General features: G+C 62.0%; 18 protein-coding genes and 2 pseudogenes. 11 read left to right on the forward strand and 9 right to left on the reverse strand.

Annotation, left to right across the window (positions count from 1 at the left end; all coding sequences use genetic code 11):
• Nucleotides 1-2: 2 nt before the first annotated feature.
• The 4 genes and pseudogenes from GR197_RS06720 to GR197_RS06730 all read right to left on the reverse strand — a co-directional run bounded on the left by GR197_RS06720 (nucleotide 3) and on the right by GR197_RS06730 (nucleotide 3,804).
• The gene (locus GR197_RS06720) at nucleotides 3-1,247 is read right to left on the reverse strand and encodes a L,D-transpeptidase family protein (RefSeq protein ID WP_164007818.1); all 1,245 of its coding nucleotides are present in this window, start codon (nucleotides 1,245-1,247) and stop codon (nucleotides 3-5) included.
• 291 nt (nucleotides 1,248-1,538) lie between these two features.
• A pseudogene (locus GR197_RS32270) lies at nucleotides 1,539-1,664 on the reverse strand (AraC family transcriptional regulator); the annotation flags it as partial.
• 121 nt (nucleotides 1,665-1,785) lie between these two features.
• On the reverse strand, nucleotides 1,786-2,538 hold the full coding sequence (locus tag GR197_RS06725) for an SDR family oxidoreductase (protein ID WP_164007820.1): 753 nt from the start codon (nucleotides 2,536-2,538) through the stop codon (nucleotides 1,786-1,788).
• A 372-nt stretch (nucleotides 2,539-2,910) separates the two neighbouring features.
• The gene (locus GR197_RS06730; protein WP_164007822.1) at nucleotides 2,911-3,804 is read right to left on the reverse strand and encodes an AraC family transcriptional regulator; all 894 of its coding nucleotides are present in this window, start codon (nucleotides 3,802-3,804) and stop codon (nucleotides 2,911-2,913) included.
• A 250-nt stretch (nucleotides 3,805-4,054) separates the two neighbouring features.
• Between GR197_RS06730 and GR197_RS06735 the strand changes: the two are divergent.
• The 3 genes and pseudogenes from GR197_RS06735 to GR197_RS06745 form a co-directional block, all read left to right on the forward strand.
• Nucleotides 4,055-4,192: pseudogene (locus tag GR197_RS06735) on the forward strand (3-oxoacyl-ACP reductase); the annotation flags it as partial.
• Between the two features lie 49 nt (nucleotides 4,193-4,241).
• Entirely contained in the window at nucleotides 4,242-4,916 is a 675-nt protein-coding gene (locus tag GR197_RS06740; protein ID WP_164007824.1) for a glutathione S-transferase family protein, read from the forward strand.
• A gap of 2 nt (nucleotides 4,917-4,918) precedes the next feature.
• The gene (locus tag GR197_RS06745) at nucleotides 4,919-5,131 is read left to right on the forward strand and encodes a limonene-1,2-epoxide hydrolase family protein (RefSeq protein ID WP_246724501.1); all 213 of its coding nucleotides are present in this window, start codon (nucleotides 4,919-4,921) and stop codon (nucleotides 5,129-5,131) included.
• A gap of 127 nt (nucleotides 5,132-5,258) precedes the next feature.
• On the opposite strand, the gene GR197_RS06750 is transcribed toward GR197_RS06745, so the two are convergent.
• The 3 genes from GR197_RS06750 to GR197_RS31910 form a co-directional block, all read right to left on the reverse strand.
• Complete coding sequence (locus GR197_RS06750; protein ID WP_164007827.1) at nucleotides 5,259-6,212, reverse strand: acetyl-CoA carboxylase carboxyltransferase subunit alpha; 954 nt, start codon at nucleotides 6,210-6,212, stop codon at nucleotides 5,259-5,261.
• A 62-nt stretch (nucleotides 6,213-6,274) separates the two neighbouring features.
• A complete protein-coding gene (gene xerD, locus GR197_RS06755) occupies nucleotides 6,275-7,228 on the reverse strand; it encodes a site-specific tyrosine recombinase XerD (RefSeq protein WP_164007829.1) in 954 nt (317 codons plus the stop codon).
• 5 nt (nucleotides 7,229-7,233) lie between these two features.
• Complete coding sequence (locus GR197_RS31910; RefSeq protein ID WP_204330089.1) at nucleotides 7,234-7,410, reverse strand: hypothetical protein; 177 nt, start codon at nucleotides 7,408-7,410, stop codon at nucleotides 7,234-7,236.
• 147 nt (nucleotides 7,411-7,557) lie between these two features.
• Here GR197_RS31910 and GR197_RS06760 point away from each other — a divergent pair, with 147 nt between their 5' ends.
• From GR197_RS06760 to GR197_RS06770, 3 genes are read left to right on the forward strand one after another with little or no spacing between them, the layout of a single operon-like run.
• The gene (locus GR197_RS06760; protein WP_164007831.1) at nucleotides 7,558-8,148 is read left to right on the forward strand and encodes a shikimate kinase; all 591 of its coding nucleotides are present in this window, start codon (nucleotides 7,558-7,560) and stop codon (nucleotides 8,146-8,148) included.
• Entirely contained in the window at nucleotides 8,145-9,275 is a 1,131-nt protein-coding gene (gene aroB / locus GR197_RS06765; protein ID WP_164007833.1) for a 3-dehydroquinate synthase, read from the forward strand. The genes GR197_RS06760 and aroB overlap by 4 nt, the downstream gene beginning before the upstream one ends.
• Entirely contained in the window at nucleotides 9,272-10,585 is a 1,314-nt protein-coding gene (locus GR197_RS06770) for a CNNM domain-containing protein (protein ID WP_164007835.1), read from the forward strand. The genes aroB and GR197_RS06770 overlap by 4 nt, the downstream gene beginning before the upstream one ends.
• Nucleotides 10,586-10,633: 48 nt before the next feature.
• On the opposite strand, the gene GR197_RS06775 is transcribed toward GR197_RS06770, so the two are convergent.
• Complete coding sequence (locus GR197_RS06775; protein ID WP_164007838.1) at nucleotides 10,634-10,915, reverse strand: BolA family protein; 282 nt, start codon at nucleotides 10,913-10,915, stop codon at nucleotides 10,634-10,636.
• 105 nt (nucleotides 10,916-11,020) lie between these two features.
• Here GR197_RS06775 and GR197_RS06780 point away from each other — a divergent pair, with 105 nt between their 5' ends.
• From GR197_RS06780 to GR197_RS06800, 5 genes are all read left to right on the forward strand, one after another.
• Nucleotides 11,021-11,638: a J domain-containing protein gene (locus GR197_RS06780; protein WP_164007840.1), complete on the forward strand. Its 618-nt coding sequence runs from the start codon at nucleotides 11,021-11,023 to the stop codon at nucleotides 11,636-11,638.
• A 309-nt stretch (nucleotides 11,639-11,947) separates the two neighbouring features.
• Nucleotides 11,948-12,940, forward strand: coding sequence for a cobaltochelatase subunit CobS (gene cobS / locus GR197_RS06785; protein WP_007632662.1), 993 nt, complete (start codon nucleotides 11,948-11,950; stop codon nucleotides 12,938-12,940).
• A 12-nt stretch (nucleotides 12,941-12,952) separates the two neighbouring features.
• Nucleotides 12,953-14,854, forward strand: coding sequence for a cobaltochelatase subunit CobT (cobT, locus tag GR197_RS06790; protein ID WP_164007842.1), 1,902 nt, complete (start codon nucleotides 12,953-12,955; stop codon nucleotides 14,852-14,854).
• 16 nt (nucleotides 14,855-14,870) lie between these two features.
• Entirely contained in the window at nucleotides 14,871-15,890 is a 1,020-nt protein-coding gene (locus tag GR197_RS06795) for an esterase-like activity of phytase family protein (protein ID WP_164007844.1), read from the forward strand.
• A 59-nt stretch (nucleotides 15,891-15,949) separates the two neighbouring features.
• On the forward strand, nucleotides 15,950-16,516 hold the full coding sequence (locus GR197_RS06800; RefSeq protein WP_164007846.1) for an ATP-binding protein: 567 nt from the start codon (nucleotides 15,950-15,952) through the stop codon (nucleotides 16,514-16,516).
• A gap of 110 nt (nucleotides 16,517-16,626) precedes the next feature.
• On the opposite strand, the gene GR197_RS06805 is transcribed toward GR197_RS06800, so the two are convergent.
• Nucleotides 16,627-17,262 carry a VUT family protein gene (locus GR197_RS06805; RefSeq protein WP_164007848.1) on the reverse strand — a complete coding sequence of 212 codons (636 nt, stop codon included), beginning with the start codon at nucleotides 17,260-17,262 and terminating at the stop codon, nucleotides 16,627-16,629.
• Between the last annotated feature and the right edge of the window lie 39 nt (nucleotides 17,263-17,301).

A 17,301-nucleotide genomic window follows, 5' to 3' on the forward strand; every position in this document is an offset into this window, starting at 1 on the left:
GTTCAGTTCCGCGCCCAGAATTTCCAGAACGGCTTCTTTGCCGCGACCTCAGCGGTTTCCTGCGGTTCGGGTGCCGTATAGGCCAGCGGGTTCGGCATCGGCACCGGCACCACTGCCGGGGTCGCGACGGCCGCAGGCGTCGCAGCAGCAACTGCCATTGGCTGCGGCTGGGCAGCGGCGAGAGGCGTGGCCCCCGGCGCGGTCTTGGCGGCGATGCCCTGAGCTGTGCGCTTGGCCATCATGTCTTCGAGTTCGGCAACCTTGACCATGCGGCCGGCTTCCAGCGAGGTGCCGGTCGGGGCATAAGCCAGTTCGCGGCCCTTGCGGGTCTTGGCGACCACGGCCTTGCGCTCGGCTTCGGAGGGGTCGTACCAGGCCATGCCGTCGAATTTGCTCATCGCCTTGGCATAATCGGCATCATAGGTCTTGCCGTAGGCGGAAAGGGCTGCCGTCAGCGCCGGCGGCGTCGACATGGCAGGGCATTTGCCGGCGGCATTGAAGGCGCCGCCATCGGTTGCCTGCTGGTTGAAGACGTATTTCTTCTCGCAGACGGCCACCTCGGGCGGGCGCTTCGTCACTTCGAAATTGTCGTAGCCGACCTTCAGCATCTTCCAGAAGTCGTAGCTTGAGTCGAGGCGATGCTTGACCATGTTTTCCGCCGTCATGCGGAAGGGGAAGGCCTGCAGCTGCACGGTCGCCTGGCCGCCCTTGAAGGCGTCGCGGGCGAAGGCGTAAATTTCAAGCACCTGCTGGTCGGTCATCGAATAGCAGCCGGAGGACGAGCAGGCGCCATGGATCATCAGATCGGAGCCGCTGCGGCCGTTCGCCGCGTCGTAGCGGTTCGGGAAGCCGGTGTTGATCGCCAGATAATATTTCGAGTTGGGGTTCAGGTTGGCGCGCGTTAGGTCGTAAAAACCTTCCGGCGCCTGCCGGTCGCCGGTCTTTACCTTCGGACCGAGACGGCCGGACCAGGCGCAGATCTTGTAATCGGCGATCTTGTCGAAACGGTTGTCGGTCTTCGCCTTCCAGATCTCCATGGCACCTTCTTCCTTGAAGATGCGGATCATGATCGGCGAATTGCGATCCATGCCCTTGGCGGACATGGCGGTGAGGATATGGGCGGGAAGCGGCTGCTCGACCTTGTTCTTGACCTTGGAAAGATCGACCTGCGCGGTATCCAACGCGTCATTGCAGCCGGTCAGAGCCAGCGCCATGAGGGAAACATAGGCAAAATGACGTATGCGCATCCAAACTAGCCCATAAAGATAAAGCGACCCGGTCCGCCTATGGAGTTCGGGCATCAGACGGAATCATAGGCGGCTTATACTTTATAAATCCTTACCAGCCTATGACTTGCCCTGAACATCCCCGCAAGCGCGAATGCTACAGATAATATCAATGTGGCCAAGATTTGGCCTCAATCGGCGAAAGTCGAACTTGTCTCGGACATGATGCCGAAAAGTCTCAGCGATTTCCGGGCGACACCATCCGCCGGAATCGGCTCGACGTCTTGGAGATTGGCCCGCCGCCGCAGACGGCTAAGCCACCGTCGGGTGTTTAATCGCTTGACGCATCTCCTGGACATGCCGCGCCGGCGGCGCGCCAAATTGCCGAAGATACTCGCGGCTGAATTGGGAGGCGCTCTCGTATCCAACCGCGAACGCTTGTTGAAATTGCCGCGGAACCTTCCTCCTCCGAAGGCGGTGCCCGTGGCTTCAGGCACCGCGGAGAACTGTATTTGCCTTAGCGAAGGCGGACCCTTTGGAACGGGTACGACCGGACCGATCAGCGGTTCAGGGTGCGCCCGCCATCGACCACGATTTCTGTGCCGATCGTCCAAGCGGATTCGTCGGATGCCAGATAGACGACAGCCTTGGCAACCTCGGCGGCGGTGCCGAAGCGGCCAAGGGGGATCGTCGAGGCGATGTCCTTGTTCACCTGGTCCCGATAGGCGTCTGGAATACCGAGCTTGTCGTAGAGCGGGGTTTCGACCGGGCCGGGGCTGACCGCATTGACGCGGATGCCGCGCGGCAGGAGTTCGGACGAGAGCGTTTTAGACAGGTTGAGGAAGGCCGCTTTGGTGGCGCCGTAGACGGAGGAGTTGACGGCGCCGACATGGGCGTTGACCGAGGTGTTGAGCACCACGGAAGCGGGCTGTGCGAAGACCGGTAGCAGAGCCTGGATCAGGAAGTAGGGGCCGCGCACGTTGATGGCAAAGGATTGATTGAAGGCTTCCTCAGTCCAGGCTTCGATCGGCTGCCAGACCGAGATGCCGGCATTGAGAAAGGCAACGTCCAACTGTCCGTAATGCTCCTTCACCGCATTTGCGAGCCCGCGTTGCGCCTCGACGCTCGCGCTGTCGGCCTTCAGAACCAAAACCTCTGGCCCGAGCGCGGATTTCGCCTGTTCAAGGGAGTCCGGATTGTTGCCGGTCACGATGACGCGAGCGCCTTCGTTCAGAAACTGCTTTGCGGTTTCGAGGCCGATGCCTGAAGTGCCACCGGTGATCAGGGTACGCTTTCCATTAAGACGTGTCATAAATGTTGCTCGTTTCTTTAGATTCTCGTCTCGACTAACGACGGCGTTGCTTTTCTCAATCACCTTCCGTGTCGATCGTCCTCTAGATAAACGAGAGGCGGGATTTCAGTCCCGCCCAATAGGCTCAACATCTTGCCTAATCATCTCAGGTTTTTTAACCAGCCTGAACGCCGGATGTTGCGTGGCTGCCCGATTTCGACAGGCCATCTGCTCCATGGTCGGATGATGGATACCGTTTCGTAGTTCTGTGCCATGCGCAGAGTTGCTCGTTAGTCTAGCGCCGCAATAGTGACTAATCCCGTATCACAGTGCCTTGTGGCAAAAATGTCGGTCTCCCACTCCGGGAGGCTGCCAGTGATCGAGGACCAAACACTAAACGGGGTTGCTTATCGAATGTCTGAGTTGACGCACGTCGCGCGCAGGTGGCGCACCGAACTGCCTCAGGTATTCGCGGCTAAACTGCGAGGCACTCTCATAACCGACGGCAAAGGCCACGTCGGAGGCGCTGTGATCGCCCGCGAGCAGTAGCTGGCGAGCCTCCTGAAGACGAAGCTGCTTCTGATACTGGACCGGGCTGAGGCTGGTCAGTGCCACGAAATGCCGGTGCAGGCTGGCGCGGCTCATGCCGCTGACATCGCACAATGCCTCGATCCGTAACCGGGTGTTCTGATGGTCGCGGATCCATTCAACGGCACGGCGAATGCGACCAAGCGCGCCTTCTGGCTGCGCTATGTGGCGCAGCAATCGTCCCTGCGGCCCTTGGAGGAGACGATAGAGCAATTCGCGCTCCGCCATCGATGCCAGAACGGGTATGTCGCTCGGGGTATCGAGCAAGGTAAGCAGACGCAGCAGCGTGTCGCGCAACGGCTGCGTCATCGAATTGATCGCGATCCCGATACCGGGCGCATCGGGATCGCGGATCGGCGGCATGTCGGACGCAATTTGAGATAGCAGCGACGGGTCCAAGACCAGCGACACCGAGACATAGGGCCGCCCGTCATCGGCATTGTGGATTTGGCCGCTAAGGGGAAGATCCAGAGCGCTGACGAGGTATTGCGCTGAGTCGTAGCGCAGCAAATTGTCGTGGATCGCCACATCTTTCGATCCCTGCAGGATGAAGCAGATCATGGATCGGTAGAGGCATGGCGACGTGCCTGAGGTCGCTTGTCCGACTCCGATTTCCAATCGTGGGATCTGAGTGATCGTTATACCCGATCGCGCGTGTCGCAGGGCAATGTCGATATGAGGTTGAAGGTGCTCGTTCATGAACCCTCTATGCCACCGCTCTTTCAATAAGAAAAGACCTTGAGACAATCGGGCAAGAGATTGAGAGCTTTGGGCGGGCCGGCGGCGCCTAAGCGGTCTATCTCACTCTTATCGGAACGAAGCCGCAGCGGCACCGAGTTCCTCGCCAAACAAGCTTACGAAAGAGCGAGCAATGACCAAACAGATCGCCATCATCACCGGCGCTAGCCGGGGCCTCGGCCGCAACATGGCGGTGCATCTCGCCCGGCCCTTCGTGGCGCAGGGCATCGCGCTCGGCCGGGTCGGGCAGCCCGACGATATCGGCGGCGCGGTTGCGGCCATCCTGTCCGACGAGATGGGCTGGGCGAACGGCACCACCTTCGACATTTCGGGCGGGCAACTGCTCTGACGGTCGGCCCGTTCCACACCTTTCCACGACAAAAGATCGAGAGACCATCATGACCGCAACGCGCCTGACGCTCATCAGCCACCCGCTCTGCCCCTTCGTTCAGCGGGCCGCGATCGTCCTTCTGGAAAAGGGTGTGCCCTTCGACCGGATCAACGTCGATCTCGCGGACAAACCGGACTGGTTCCTGGCGCTTTCGCCGTCTGGCAAGGTGCCCTTGCTGAAGATGGAGCGGGCGGATGACAGGGACGCAATCCTGTTCGAAAGCATGGTGATCTGCGAATATCTCGAAGAGACGCGGGGTGGCGGCAAGCTCTACTCCGAGGATGCGCTGTCGCGCGCGCAGCAGCGCGCGTGGATCGAATATGGCACTGCGACTCAAGCCGAAGCCTGGCAATTCCTTAACGCCAAGGATCGCACGACCGCAGACGCCAAGCGTGCCGCCTTTCGGGGCAAGCTACAGCGACTGGAGGCTGTAATCGCAGCGGAACCCTATTTCAGCGGAATTGCCTTTAGCATGGTCGATGCCGTGTATGCGCCTCTCTTTCGCTATTTTGACATTGTTGACGCGGCGGTATCGCAGTCGATCTTCGAGGACCTTCCCCGCGTCACGGCGTGGCGAGCGGCGCTGGCGGGACGACAAAGCGTCGTTGCCGCGGTGGGAGGAGATTATGCCGAGCGATTCCGGCGGCACCTCAGTCTGCATAAGGCACTCCTTTCCGACTGATTATGGGCATCTCGACGGTCCATTTCGATATGCTCGCAATCGCGGCTGACGGATGCCGCGTTCTCACCGAAAGGCTTGACCGGTTCGAGCGCGCTGACGGCAGCGAAATCGGACGGGTGATGCTCATGGGCATCTTCGAAGTCGAAGGCGACAAGATTGTCGAGTGGCGGGACTATTTCGACGTCACCGCCGTCCAGAAGTTCGCCGCCGGCTGAGATGCCGGCTTGCGAACGATGGGGCTGGACGCGGAGACTATTGTCTCTGCCAGCACACGGCGTCCACCCGCCGATCATCGATCTGCGGAACAGATTTTAGGCCAACCGGGCCTAAAATCATCCTGTTCTAGAGATTGCGGCCGATATTGAGGAATTTCTGGCGTCGCTCGTTGCGCAGCTGCTCGCCGGAACGGGACGCCATTTCGCCGAGCGCATTGGCGATCATGTCGCCGGTTGCGGCAATGACACTGTCGGGATCGCGATGGGCGCCGCCCAGCGGCTCGGAAATGATGCCGTCGATGACGCCGAGCGATTTCAGGTCTTCAGCGGTGATCTTCATGTTGGTCGCCGCTTCCCGGGCGCGGGTCGAATCGCGCCAGAGGATGGAGGCGGCGCCTTCCGGCGAGATGACGCTGTAGATCGAATGCTCGAGCATATAGACCTTGTTGCCGGTGGCGATGGCGATCGCGCCACCCGAGCCGCCTTCGCCGATGACGATCGACACGAGGGGAACCTTGACGCCGAGACATTTTTCCGTCGAGCGGGCGATCGCCTCGGCCTGGCCGCGCTCTTCGGCGCCGACGCCGGGATAGGCGCCTGCCGTATCCACCAGCGAAATCACCGGCAGGCCAAAACGATCGGCCATTTCGAGGATGCGGATCGCCTTGCGGTAACCTTCCGGCCGCGGGCTGCCGAAATTGTGCTTCAGGCGGCTCTTGGTGTCGTTGCCCTTTTCCTGGCCGATGACGGCGACGGGCTGGCCGCGGAAGCGGGCAAGGCCCGCCTGGATCGCGGCATCCTCGGAAAATTTGCGGTCGCCGGCGAGCGGGGTGAATTCCTGGAACAGCGTCTTGGCGTAGTCGACGAAATGCGGCCGCTGCGGATGGCGGGCGACCTGGGTCTTCTGCCAGGGATTGAGCTTGGAATAGATTTCGACGATCGCCTCGCGGACGCGAATCTCCAGCCTGCCGATTTCATCGGTGGTGTCGATGCTCTCGTCTTCCGTGGCGAGCTTCTTCAGCTCGATGATCTTGCCTTCGAGGTCGGAGATCGGCTTTTCGAAGTCGAGATAATTGTGCATGAGGTGCGTTTCCGTTCCTTGTGCCCGGGGCGTTTTCCTGGCTCCGCCCCTTGTCGCCGGTCCTATTCGTGCTTTTTCGCCTGTTTGGCAAGGGGGTGATGCGTCTGGACAAGCTGCTGCAGCCTCTCTTCCAGGACATGCGTGTAGATCTGTGTGGTCGAAATGTCCGAATGGCCGAGGAGTTCCTGCACGACGCGCAGGTCGGCGCCATTGGCCAGCAGGTGGCTGGCAAAGGCGTGGCGCATCACATGCGGCGAGATCATCGACGGCGTCAGCCCGGCGCGGATCGCCAGGTTCTTCAGGTCGCGGGCGAAAACCTGGCGTGGCAGGTAGCCCTCCTTCGAGGCGGCGGGAAACAGCCACGGGCTTTCCTGCGGCTGCTTGACCGCGGCATTTTCCGCCGCCAGCAGGCGGCCGTAGGATTTCAGTGCCGATAGCGCCGAATGCGACAGCGGCACCAGCCGCTCCTTGTTGCCCTTGCCGCGGATCATCAGGAAACGGCCTTCCTGGTCGAGCACGCGGGCGGGAAGCGAAACCAGCTCGCTGACACGCATGCCGGTGGCATAGAGCAGCTCCAGCAGCGCCAGCATGCGCAGGCGCTGCAGCTGGCCCGGCGCCGGATCCCCCGCTTCGGCCTCAGCCTGTGAAAGCAGCTTGCCGACCTCGTCGACCCCCATCGTCTTCGGCAGCGGACGGCCTTTCTTCGGCGCGTCGAGAATGCCGGTGGGGTCGTCGGTCCTCAGGCCCTCGGCGTAGAGGAATTTGTAGAACTGCCGCATGGCGGCAAGCCGGCGCGCCTGGGACGAGGCTTTGAAACCCTTCCGGGCAAGCGAGGAGAGATAGGCGGCGAGATCGGCAGAGGCAGCCTCGGTGAGCCGTATGCGGCGCTCGTGCAGGAAGGAGCTGACATCTTCGAGGTCGCGCTCATAGGATTGCAGCGTGTTGGCGGCGGCGCCGCGCTCGGCGCTCATCATCTCCAGGAAGGATTCCACATGGACGCGGCCGAGATCCACCATGCCGGTCACTTCCTGGTCGGAGCGATCGCGCCCGTCGCCGGCGGATTGACCCGCTCGGACGGAATGCGGATCGTCACGTCGCGCGGCTCGGGCTCGACGAAGGTCACAAGCGCCCACATCGCTCCGTAGACCGTCCCGGCGAGGATCGCGCAGACGAACAGAAAACGGAACAGGGTCGGCATCCGGCAACTCCTTCATGCTCTGCTTCTGTTATAAGAAGCGTATCCGCAAGTGCAAGAAGCGGTATTCAAGCCTGATTCCCTTGTCCGCGACTTGACGCTCCAGCTGCATTTGTCGATACGGTTTGCAAACAAAGTGTGAATGGACCGATGAGTGAACCACTGCTGACCGTTGCTGACAGCTTGAAAGACAGAGCTCGCGCCGCGCTCGGTTCACGTAATCTCATCCTTGTCGGACTGATGGGCGCCGGCAAATCCTCGGTCGGCCGGATCGTTGCCACCCAACTCGGCATTCCATTCATCGACAGCGATCATGAAATCGAGCGGGTGTCACGCATGACGATCCCCGAACTCTTCGCGGCCTATGGCGAAGTGGAGTTCCGGGCGCTGGAAACGCGGGTGGTGAAGCGGCTCTTAAAGAGCGGGCCACGGGTCGTCTCCACCGGCGGCGGCGCCTTCATCAACGACCGGACACGCAGACATATCAAGAGGGGCGGCCTGTCCGTCTGGCTCAAGGCCGATCTCGACGTGCTCTGGGACAGGGTCGCCAAGCGCGACTCGCGGCCGCTGCTCAAGACCGAAAATCCGAAGCAGACGCTCGAAGACCTGATGAATGCGCGTTATCCGATCTATGCGCAGGCAGACCTCACCGTGCTGTCGCGCGACGTGCGCAAGGAAATCATGGCCGACGAGGTGCTGAACGCCGTGATCGAAGCTCAGAAGGAAAGTGCAGCGTCATGAATGCGATATCCTCCGCCTCATCAGTCCAGACGGTGCATGTGCCGCTCGGCGAGCGCGCCTATGACATCCTGATCGGGCCGGGGCTGATCGCACGGGCCGGCGCCGAGATCGCCTCCCGGCTCAAGGGACGCAAGGCGGCTGTTATCACCGACAAAAATGTCGCTCCGCTCTATCTCAAGGCGCTGGTCGCAAGTCTTGATCAAGCGGGCATCGCCTCGGCTGCGGTCGTCCTGCCGGCCGGCGAAAAGACCAAGAGCTTCGAGCATCTGATGACTGCCTGCGACAAGGTGCTCGAAGCCCGTGTCGAGCGCAATGATTGCGTCATCGCGCTCGGCGGCGGCGTCATCGGCGACCTTTCGGGATTTGCCGCCGGCATCGTGCGGCGTGGCGTGCGCTTCGTGCAGGTGCCGACCTCGCTGCTGTCGCAGGTCGATTCCTCGGTCGGCGGCAAGACCGGCATCAACTCCCGCCACGGCAAGAATCTGATCGGCGTTTTCCATCAGCCGGATCTGGTTCTGGCCGATACCGATGTGCTGAATACGCTGAGCGAGCGCGAATTCCGCGCCGGTTACGCGGAGGTCGCCAAATACGGGTTGATCGATAAGCCGAATTTCTTCGCCTGGCTGGAAGCCAACTGGACGTCGGTTTTTGCCGGCGGTTCCGCCCGCATCGAGGCGATTGCCGCCAGCTGTCAGGCGAAGGCCGATGTCGTCGTTGCCGACGAGCGCGAGAACGGCCCCCGGGCGCTGCTCAATCTCGGCCATACGTTCGGCCATGCGCTTGAGGCGGCGACCGCCTATGACAGCTCCCGTCTCGTGCACGGCGAGGGCGTTTCGATCGGCATGGTGCTGGCGCACGAATTCTCCGCACGGATGAACCTTGCAAGCCCCGACGATGCGCGGCGCGTCGAGCGGCACCTCAAGGAGGTCGGCCTGCCGACCCGTATGGCGGATATTCCGGGCGAGCTGCCGCCGGCTGAAACGCTGATGGATGCGATCGCCCAGGACAAGAAGGTCAAGAGCGGCAAACTCACCTTCATCCTGACGCGCGGCATCGGCCAGTCCTTCGTCGCCGACGACGTGCCGGCTTCCGAAGTGATCAGCTTTCTCCGGGAAAAACATCCGTGACAACTGTCGAAGGCGCTCTGGCATTTCTTGCAACATATTGGCCGGAGATCCTTTCGATCACGGCGCTCGTGCTGATGTCCGCCTTCTTTTCCGGCTCCGAGACGGCGCTGACGGCCGTTTCGCGCAGCCGTATTCATACGCTTGAAGCCAACGGCGACGAACGCGCCGGCCTCGTCCGGCAGCTGATCGAGCGGCGCGACCGGCTGATCGGCGCGCTGCTCATCGGCAACAATCTTGCCAATATCCTGTCCTCCTCGATTGCCACCAGCCTGTTTCTCGGTCTGTTCGGCAATTCCGGCGTGGCGCTGGCGACGCTTGCGATGACCGTCATCCTGGTCATTTTCGCCGAAGTGCTGCCGAAGAGCTGGGCGATTTCGACACCCGACCGTTTCGCACTCGCCATTGCGGTTCCGGCCAGGCTCTTCGTCCTCGTCGTCGGCCCGCTTTCTTCCTTCGTCAACGCGATCGTCCGCCGGATCCTTGCGCTGTTCGGCATCAATCTGTCGCGGGAGACGTCGATGCTGACGGCGCATGAGGAGCTGCGCGGCGCCGTCGACCTGTTGCACCGCGAGGGATCGGTGGTGAAGGCCGATCGCGACCGCCTCGGCGGCGTGCTCGATCTCAGCGAGCTGGAACTTTCCGACATCATGGTCCACCGCACCGCAATGCGGGCGATCAACGCCGACGATCCGCCCGAAGCGGTGGTGCGCGCCATTCTCGAAAGTCCCTATACGCGCATGCCTTTGTGGCGCGGCACGATCGACAACATCATCGGCGTCGTCCACGCCAAGGATCTGCTGCGGGCGCTTGCCGAGCCGAACATGGAGCCGCAGAACCTCGATATCGTCAAGATCGCGCAGAAGCCGTGGTTCGTGCCCGACAGCACCAATCTTGAAGATCAGCTCAACGCCTTCCTGCGGCGCAAGCAGCATTTCGCCGTCGTCGTCGACGAATATGGCGAGGTGCAGGGCATCGTCACGCTGGAAGATATCCTCGAGGAAATCGTCGGCGATATTTCCGACGAGCACGATATCGACATCCAGGGCGTGCGCCAGGAGGCCGACGGTTCCGTCGTCGTCGACGGCGGCGTGCCGATCCGCGACCTCAACCGCGCGCTCGACTGGAACCTGCCCGACGAGGAGGCGACGACGATTGCCGGCCTCGTCATCCATGAATCGATGACCATCCCGGAAGAGCGCCAGGCCTTCACCTTTTATGGCAAGCGTTTCGTCGTCATGAAGCGGGAGAAGAACCGCATCACTAAGCTGCGCATCCGCCCGGCTGGGGAAGACGGCGCAAAACCAGCCTGATCCGGCTTGGATCAGCGGCTGCAGCCAACCATATAAGCTGCTGTGCCGCTACCAGCGGGTCGGTTCATCCGGTGCTGCCGGTTCGACGGCCAGTGCATGCAGGCCGGCATCGAGTTCCGGTTTCAACAGGTCGGTGATCGCCCGGTGGCGCGCCAGCCGCGACATGCCAGCGAACTTGACTGAGACGATCCTCACCCGCATATGGGTTTCGCCGGTGCCTGTGATATCGGGCTGATGGCCGGCATGCAGATGGCTTTCGTCGATGACGCTCAGGCGGTCGGGCGCGAAGGCTTCGACAAGCTTTTCTTCGATGCGGGTTCGCAGGGTCATTATCCGGTCTTGCTGTTTCGCGAAAAAGGTTCCCACCAAGCCAGCAACAAACCCATTTGTCAATTCTTGTTGTCGCGTCGCGACAGCCCCATAATTAGCGCCGTCATGAGACTTGATTCCAAATATTTCGATCGCATCCGAACACGCCGCAAACGCGAGCCGGAGGCAGAGGAGGCCCCGCCTACCTGCCAGTGGGACGGCTGCGACAAAAAAGGCTCGCATCGCGCTCCTGTGGGACGCAATGCGGAAGGCCAGTTCTTTTTGTTCTGCTTCGAGCACGTCAAGGACTACAACAAGGGCTATAATTATTTCTCCGGCCTGTCGGACGGCGAAATCGCGCGCTACCAGAAAGAGGCGATCACCGGCCACCGGCCGACATGGACCGTCGGCGTCAACAAGGCGGCGAAGGACAGTCCGCTGCATTCGGAGGTGCGCTCCGGCGCCTACACACGTGTTCGTGATCCCTTCGGTTTCGTGAAGGAAAGCGGCAAGGGCAGCGGCCCGCGGTTTCCCCAGGCGCGTAAGCTGAAATCGCTGGAAAGCAAGGCCTTCGATACGATGGGCCTCGACGCCAATGCAACGTCGGCGGAGATCAAGAGCCGCTACAAGGAACTGGTCAAGAAGCACCATCCGGATGCCAATGGCGGCGACCGGGGCTCGGAAGAGCGTTTCCGCGCCGTTATCCAGGCCTATCAATTGTTGAAGCAGAACGGTTTTTGTTAGTTCCCGTCCTTGCTCTTGGGCTTCAATCGGGTATGGTCCACATCGGCTGAGGCCGCAGGCAAACGCGGCTCATATTTGTGCGTTTTCCCGACATCGCCTCCGCCGACCTTCCGGACGCGGCGTTTCTTGTCCGGGACTCTTTCAAGAATGCTCGCACGCGGTCATTATCCCGCCGAGGTTTCGTTTCAGTCCCGGAGAAGCATCGCCGACGTTCCGACCTGGACGAGCGCGGAATAAAATCGCGGCGTCACGGTTGCGACATGGCCTGAGACAGTATGGCCGGGTGGCTTCACCCGCCTTGGAGACATGATGAGCAAGATCGAACTTGATATTTCAGAACTGCCCGATACCACCGTTTCGGTCCGCGAGGCCTTCGGCATCGATTCCGACATCCGCGTTCCCGCCTACAGCAAGGGCGACGCCTATGTGCCGGACCTCGACACCGACTACCTGTTCGATCGCGACACGACGCTCGCCATTCTCGCAGGCTTCGCCCATAACCGCCGCGTGATGATCTCCGGCTATCACGGCACGGGCAAGTCCTCGCATATCGAGCAGGTGGCCGCACGGCTCAACTGGCCCTGCGTGCGCATCAATCTCGACAGCCATGTCAGCCGTATCGATCTCGTCGGCAAGGATGCGATCGTCGTTAAGGACGGGCTGCAGGTCACCGAATTCAAGGACGGCATCCTGCCCTGGGCCTATCAGCACAATGTCGCGCTGGTCTTCGACGAATATGATGCCGGCCGTCCCGATGTGATGTTCGTCATCCAGCGCGTGCTCGAATCCTCCGGCCGCCTGACGCTGCTCGACCAGAGCCGCGTCATCCGGCCGCACCCGGCCTTCCGGCTGTTTGCGACCGCCAATACGATCGGCCTCGGTGATACCACCGGCCTCTATCACGGCACGCAGCAGATCAACCAGGCGCAGATGGACCGCTGGTCGATCGTGACGACGCTGAACTATCTGCCGCATGATCACGAAGTGAATATCGTCGCCGCCAAAGTGAAGAGCTTCGGCAAGGACAAGGAAGGTCGCGACACCGTGTCGAAGATGGTCCGCGTCGCCGACCTGACGCGCGCCGCCTTCATGAATGGCGATCTCTCCACCGTCATGAGCCCGCGTACCGTCATCACCTGGGCTGAAAACGCCGAAATCTTCGGCGATCTCGCCTTCGCCTTCCGCGTCACCTTCCTCAACAAGTGTGACGAGCTGGAGCGCCCTCTGGTCGCCGAGCATTATCAGCGGGCCTTCGGCGTCGAGCTGAAGGAAAGTGCCGCCAATATCGTTCTCGGAGCCTGAGACCGACCGATCATGGCAGCTCGCGGTGACAATTCGAAAGCAAAGCCCGGCGCACCTGTCGACGTCGAGCCATTACGCCGGGCGATAACCGGCTGCGTGCGCTCGATCGCCGGCGACGGCGATGTCGAGGTGACCTTCGCCAATGAACGGCCGGGGATGACCGGCGAGCGCATCCGGCTGCCGGAGCTTTCCAAGCGGCCGACGGCGCATGAGCTGGCGGTCACCCGCGGGCTTGGCGATTCCATGGCGCTGCGTCTCGCCTGCCATGACGAGAAGGTGCATTCGACGATGGCGCCGCAGGGCTCGGACGCCCGGGCGATCTTCGATGTTGTCGAGCAGGCGCGGGTCGAATCGATCGGCGCGCTGCGCATGGAGGGCATGGCGTCGAACCTGCGCTCCATGACGGAAGAGAAATATTCCAAGGCGAATTTCACCGGCATCGAGCGCCAGGAAGACGCACCGGTCGGCGAAGCCGTGGCGATGATGGTGCGGGAGAAGCTGACCGGCCAGCGGCCACCGGCCTCCGCCGGCAAGGTGCTCGACCTCTGGCGCGGCTTCATCGAGGACAAGGCGGGGTCCGAACTCGACAATCTGTCGAGCGCGATCAACGACCAGCAGGCCTTCGCCAAGGTCATCCGCAACATGCTGTCGGCCATGGAAATGGCCGAGGAATACGGCGACGACGACAGCGACGCCGATAATGACGACCAGTCGGATCAGGAAGATCAGCCGAGCGGCGACGAGCAGGATCAGGACGAGGTCGACGAGGATGCCGGCACCGACGCCGCCCCCGTCGAAGACAGCGAAGTCGCCGACGAGCAGATGGAAGACGGCGAGACCGAAGGCGCCGAAATTTCCGACGACGACATGATGGAAGAGGGCGAGGACGATTCGGAAACGCCGGGCGAGACCCGCCGTCCGAACACGCCTTTTGCCGATTTCAACGAGAAGGTCGATTATCACGTCTTTACCGAAGAGTTCGACGAGATCATCACCGCCGAGGAACTCTGCGACGCCGCCGAACTAGAGCGCCTGCGCGCCTTCCTCGACAAGCAGCTGGCACACCTGCAGGGCGCGGTCGGCCGCCTCGCCAACCGGCTGCAGCGCCGGCTGATGGCGCAGCAGAACCGCTCCTGGGATTTCGACCTGGAAGAGGGTTATCTCGATCCGGCCCGGCTGCAGCGCATCATCATCGATCCGATGCAGGCGCTGTCCTTCAAGATGGAGCGCGACACGCAGTTCCGCGACACCGTCGTCACCCTGCTCATCGACAATTCCGGCTCGATGCGCGGCCGGCCGATCACGGTTGCCGCCACCTGCGCCGATATTCTCGCCCGCACGCTGGAGCGCTGCGGCGTCAAGGTCGAGATCCTCGGTTTTACCACCAAGGCCTGGAAGGGTGGGCAGGCACGTGAGAGCTGGCTTGCCGGCGGCAAGCCGCAGACACCCGGCCGCCTCAACGACCTGCGCCACATCATCTACAAATCGGCCGACGCGCCGTGGCGGCGGGCACGCGCCAATCTCGGGCTGATGATGCGCGAGGGCCTGCTCAAGGAAAATATCGACGGCGAGGCGCTGATCTGGGCGCATAATCGCCTGCTCGCACGCCGCGAGCAGCGCCGCATTCTGATGATGATTTCGGACGGGGCGCCGGTCGACGATTCGACGTTGTCGGTCAATCCGGGCAATTATCTCGAGCGGCACCTGCGCGCCGTCATCGAGCAGATCGAGACGCGCTCGCCGGTGGAATTGCTGGCGATCGGTATCGGTCACGACGTGACGCGTTACTATCGCCGCGCCGTGACGATCGTCGACGCCGACGAACTTGCCGGCGCGATGACCGAGCAGCTCGCCTCGCTGTTCGAAGATCAATCCGCCCCGTCGCGTGGCGGCCGGCTCCGCCGTGCCGGCTGACGCGGCTGAGGGAAACATGACTGGTAAGCGCCTTTGCCGCGCAGTGTCGATTGCTGTCTGCATCGCTGCCGGCGCGTGCCCCTCTTGGGCGGGCGACGTGCCGGTCATTAGCCGGCAAATCTCCGATTTCAGGATCGGCTCTTCGCAGACGACATTCGGTTCTCTGGAATTTCTCGGCGGGCTGGAGATGGTCTCCAGCAAAGCCTTGTTCGGCTCGCTCTCCGCCATCCGCTTCCGGCCGGACCAGAAACATTTCGTCGTCGTGCTCGACACCGGCCAATGGCTGACCGGCAGTATCGAGCGCGACCTCAAGGGCAGGCTTTCCGGCCTTTCCAATGTCGAGATCACCCCGATGAAGAACATCGCCGGGCGCAGCTTCGAGGGCAAGGGGCATATGGATGCCGAGGGCCTGGCGCTCGACGGCAACAGGGTCCTGGTCTCCTTCGAGCAGGATCACCGCGTCGATGTCTATCCCGATCCGGGTTTTACCGATTCCGGCGCGATCGTCACTCTGCCGATCCTCATCCCGCGCAAGATGCTGAGCGACAACCGCGGCATCGAGACCATCACCGTGGCGCCGGCATCGAGCCCGCTCAAGGGCGGCGTTGTCATCGTCTCCGAACGCGGTCTCGATAGCGACGGGAACCGGGTCGCGGCTATTCTGAACAGCCCGCTGAAAGGGCGTTTCTCGGTGGCGCGGGACGGCAGCTTCGACATCACCGACGGCGCCTTCCTGCCGAACGGCGACCTGCTGCTGCTGGAACGTCGCTTCAATATGGCCGAAGGCATCGGTATGCGGATTCGGCGCATCAAGGGCGGCGATATCAGGCCCGGCGCCGTCGTCGACGGCGAATTGCTGCTCGAAGGCAATTTCAATTCTCAGATCGACAATATGGAAGGGCTGGACACCTTCCAGGCCGCCGACGGCAGCACCCATATCATCCTGGTGTCGGACGACAATCATTCGATCCTGCAGCGCAATCTGATGCTGGAGTTCCGGCTGTCCGAACAGGCCGAACACAAAGCGTCAAACTGATGTCATAGGTCTCGGCTATCACGCCCCGCGGCATAAATGGCTGGCTTGCGGAGGAAATCATGGTGCATATTCACGTCATGGGCGCGTCCGGTTCCGGCAAGACTTCGCTTGGCCTTATGCTCGCCGAGAAGCTCGATATCGCCCATCTCGACACCGACGATTTCTTCTGGCTGCCAACCGATCCGCCGTTCACCACGCCGAGGGATGCCGGTGAGCGCATTCGGCTGTTGCTTGAGGAGACGGGACGGCCTGGTGGCTGGGTTCTTTCCGGATCGGCGCTGAAGTGGGGCACGCCGCTGGAGCCGCTCTACGATCTGATCGTGTTCCTCAGGATCGAGCCGGAGCTTCGGATGGCGCGGATCCGCGCGCGGGAGGTGGCCCGATACGGAGACAGGATCGGGCCTGGCGGCGACATGGAAGTAAAAAGCGGGCAGTTCCTGGAATGGGCGGCAAGCTACGACACGGCCGGTCCTGAACGGCGCAGTCTTTCAGCGCATGAGCAATGGCTGGAAATGCAGACGGCGCCGGTGTTGCGGCTCGATTCGTCGCTTGAGATCGACGAGCTGGCTGCAGGGGTTCTTCTGCATCCGGCCATCGCCGCCGGAGCGGTCCGACGGCGGCGGTGAGCTCATGCATGTCGCCGGGAAGTGTGCAGCGGTTCCCGGATAACGACATGCATAAAAACAAAGAGCTAAAGCGCGTCGCATGAATCAAGTTGACCGCGACGCGCTTTAACTCAGCTGGCGCGGGCGGCCTGCATCGGCCGCAGCACGTTCATCAGCGCGCCATAGGGCAAGAGCATGACGAGGCCGACGATCATCTTGACGGCGAAATCGCCGATCGCCCAGGAGATCCAGCGCGGGGCCTCGCTGGCGAAGACGCCGAGCACGGGGGCGGCTTCCAGCGCGAAGGGCTCGTTCGGGCCGAGGAAGACGAAAAACGCGGCGAAGGACAGCGAGAAAAACATCACCGTATCCAGCGCCGAGCCGATCAGCGATCCCACCAGCGGCGCGCGCCACCAGGCCTGACGGCGGAGGCGGTTGAAGACGGCGATATCGAGCAGCTGGCCGGCGAGATAGGCCGAGCCGGAGCCGATGGCGATGCGCGGCACCGAGGTGAAGAAGGAGAGCGTGACGCCGACGACGAAGCCGGCAAGGACGACCTTGCGGGCTGCCTGCGGGCCGAACTGGCGGTTGGTCAGATCGGTGATCAGGAAGGCGATCGGATAGGAGAAGGCGCCCCAGGTCAGGATGTCGGCAAGATTAATGCCGGCGACTTCGGCGTTCAGCGGAAACTGCACGAGGAAGTTGGAGGCGACGACGACGAGCGTCATCAGCGCGACATAGGCGATGGTATAGCGGGTCTTCGGCATTTTTTTATCCTGGGTGATGCCACCAGTTGGAGCGACGGG

The organism is Rhizobium phaseoli (assembly GCF_010668805.1).
GTDB lineage: Bacteria > Pseudomonadota > Alphaproteobacteria > Rhizobiales > Rhizobiaceae > Rhizobium > Rhizobium phaseoli_A.

What these genes read in the sequence shown, in the direction of transcription:
- GR197_RS06720 (WP_164007818.1), bottom strand. Translation starts at nt 1,247, where the DNA reads ATGCGCATACGTCATTTTGCCTATGTTTCCCTCATGGCGCTGGCTCTG.
- GR197_RS06725 (WP_164007820.1), bottom strand. Translation starts at nt 2,538, where the DNA reads ATGACACGTCTTAATGGAAAGCGTACCCTGATCACCGGTGGCACTTCA.
- GR197_RS06730 (WP_164007822.1), bottom strand. Translation starts at nt 3,804, where the DNA reads ATGAACGAGCACCTTCAACCTCATATCGACATTGCCCTGCGACACGCG.
- GR197_RS06740 (WP_164007824.1), top strand. Translation starts at nt 4,242, where the DNA reads ATGACCGCAACGCGCCTGACGCTCATCAGCCACCCGCTCTGCCCCTTC.
- GR197_RS06745 (WP_246724501.1), top strand. Translation starts at nt 4,919, where the DNA reads ATGGGCATCTCGACGGTCCATTTCGATATGCTCGCAATCGCGGCTGAC.
- GR197_RS06750 (WP_164007827.1), bottom strand. Translation starts at nt 6,212, where the DNA reads ATGCACAATTATCTCGACTTCGAAAAGCCGATCTCCGACCTCGAAGGC.
- xerD (WP_164007829.1), bottom strand. Translation starts at nt 7,228, where the DNA reads ATGGTGGATCTCGGCCGCGTCCATGTGGAATCCTTCCTGGAGATGATG.
- GR197_RS31910 (WP_204330089.1), bottom strand. Translation starts at nt 7,410, where the DNA reads ATGCCGACCCTGTTCCGTTTTCTGTTCGTCTGCGCGATCCTCGCCGGG.
- GR197_RS06760 (WP_164007831.1), top strand. Translation starts at nt 7,558, where the DNA reads ATGAGTGAACCACTGCTGACCGTTGCTGACAGCTTGAAAGACAGAGCT.
- aroB (WP_164007833.1), top strand. Translation starts at nt 8,145, where the DNA reads ATGAATGCGATATCCTCCGCCTCATCAGTCCAGACGGTGCATGTGCCG.
- GR197_RS06775 (WP_164007838.1), bottom strand. Translation starts at nt 10,915, where the DNA reads ATGACCCTGCGAACCCGCATCGAAGAAAAGCTTGTCGAAGCCTTCGCG.
- GR197_RS06780 (WP_164007840.1), top strand. Translation starts at nt 11,021, where the DNA reads ATGAGACTTGATTCCAAATATTTCGATCGCATCCGAACACGCCGCAAA.
- cobS (WP_007632662.1), top strand. Translation starts at nt 11,948, where the DNA reads ATGAGCAAGATCGAACTTGATATTTCAGAACTGCCCGATACCACCGTT.
- cobT (WP_164007842.1), top strand. Translation starts at nt 12,953, where the DNA reads ATGGCAGCTCGCGGTGACAATTCGAAAGCAAAGCCCGGCGCACCTGTC.
- GR197_RS06795 (WP_164007844.1), top strand. Translation starts at nt 14,871, where the DNA reads ATGACTGGTAAGCGCCTTTGCCGCGCAGTGTCGATTGCTGTCTGCATC.
- GR197_RS06800 (WP_164007846.1), top strand. Translation starts at nt 15,950, where the DNA reads ATGGTGCATATTCACGTCATGGGCGCGTCCGGTTCCGGCAAGACTTCG.
- GR197_RS06805 (WP_164007848.1), bottom strand. Translation starts at nt 17,262, where the DNA reads ATGCCGAAGACCCGCTATACCATCGCCTATGTCGCGCTGATGACGCTC.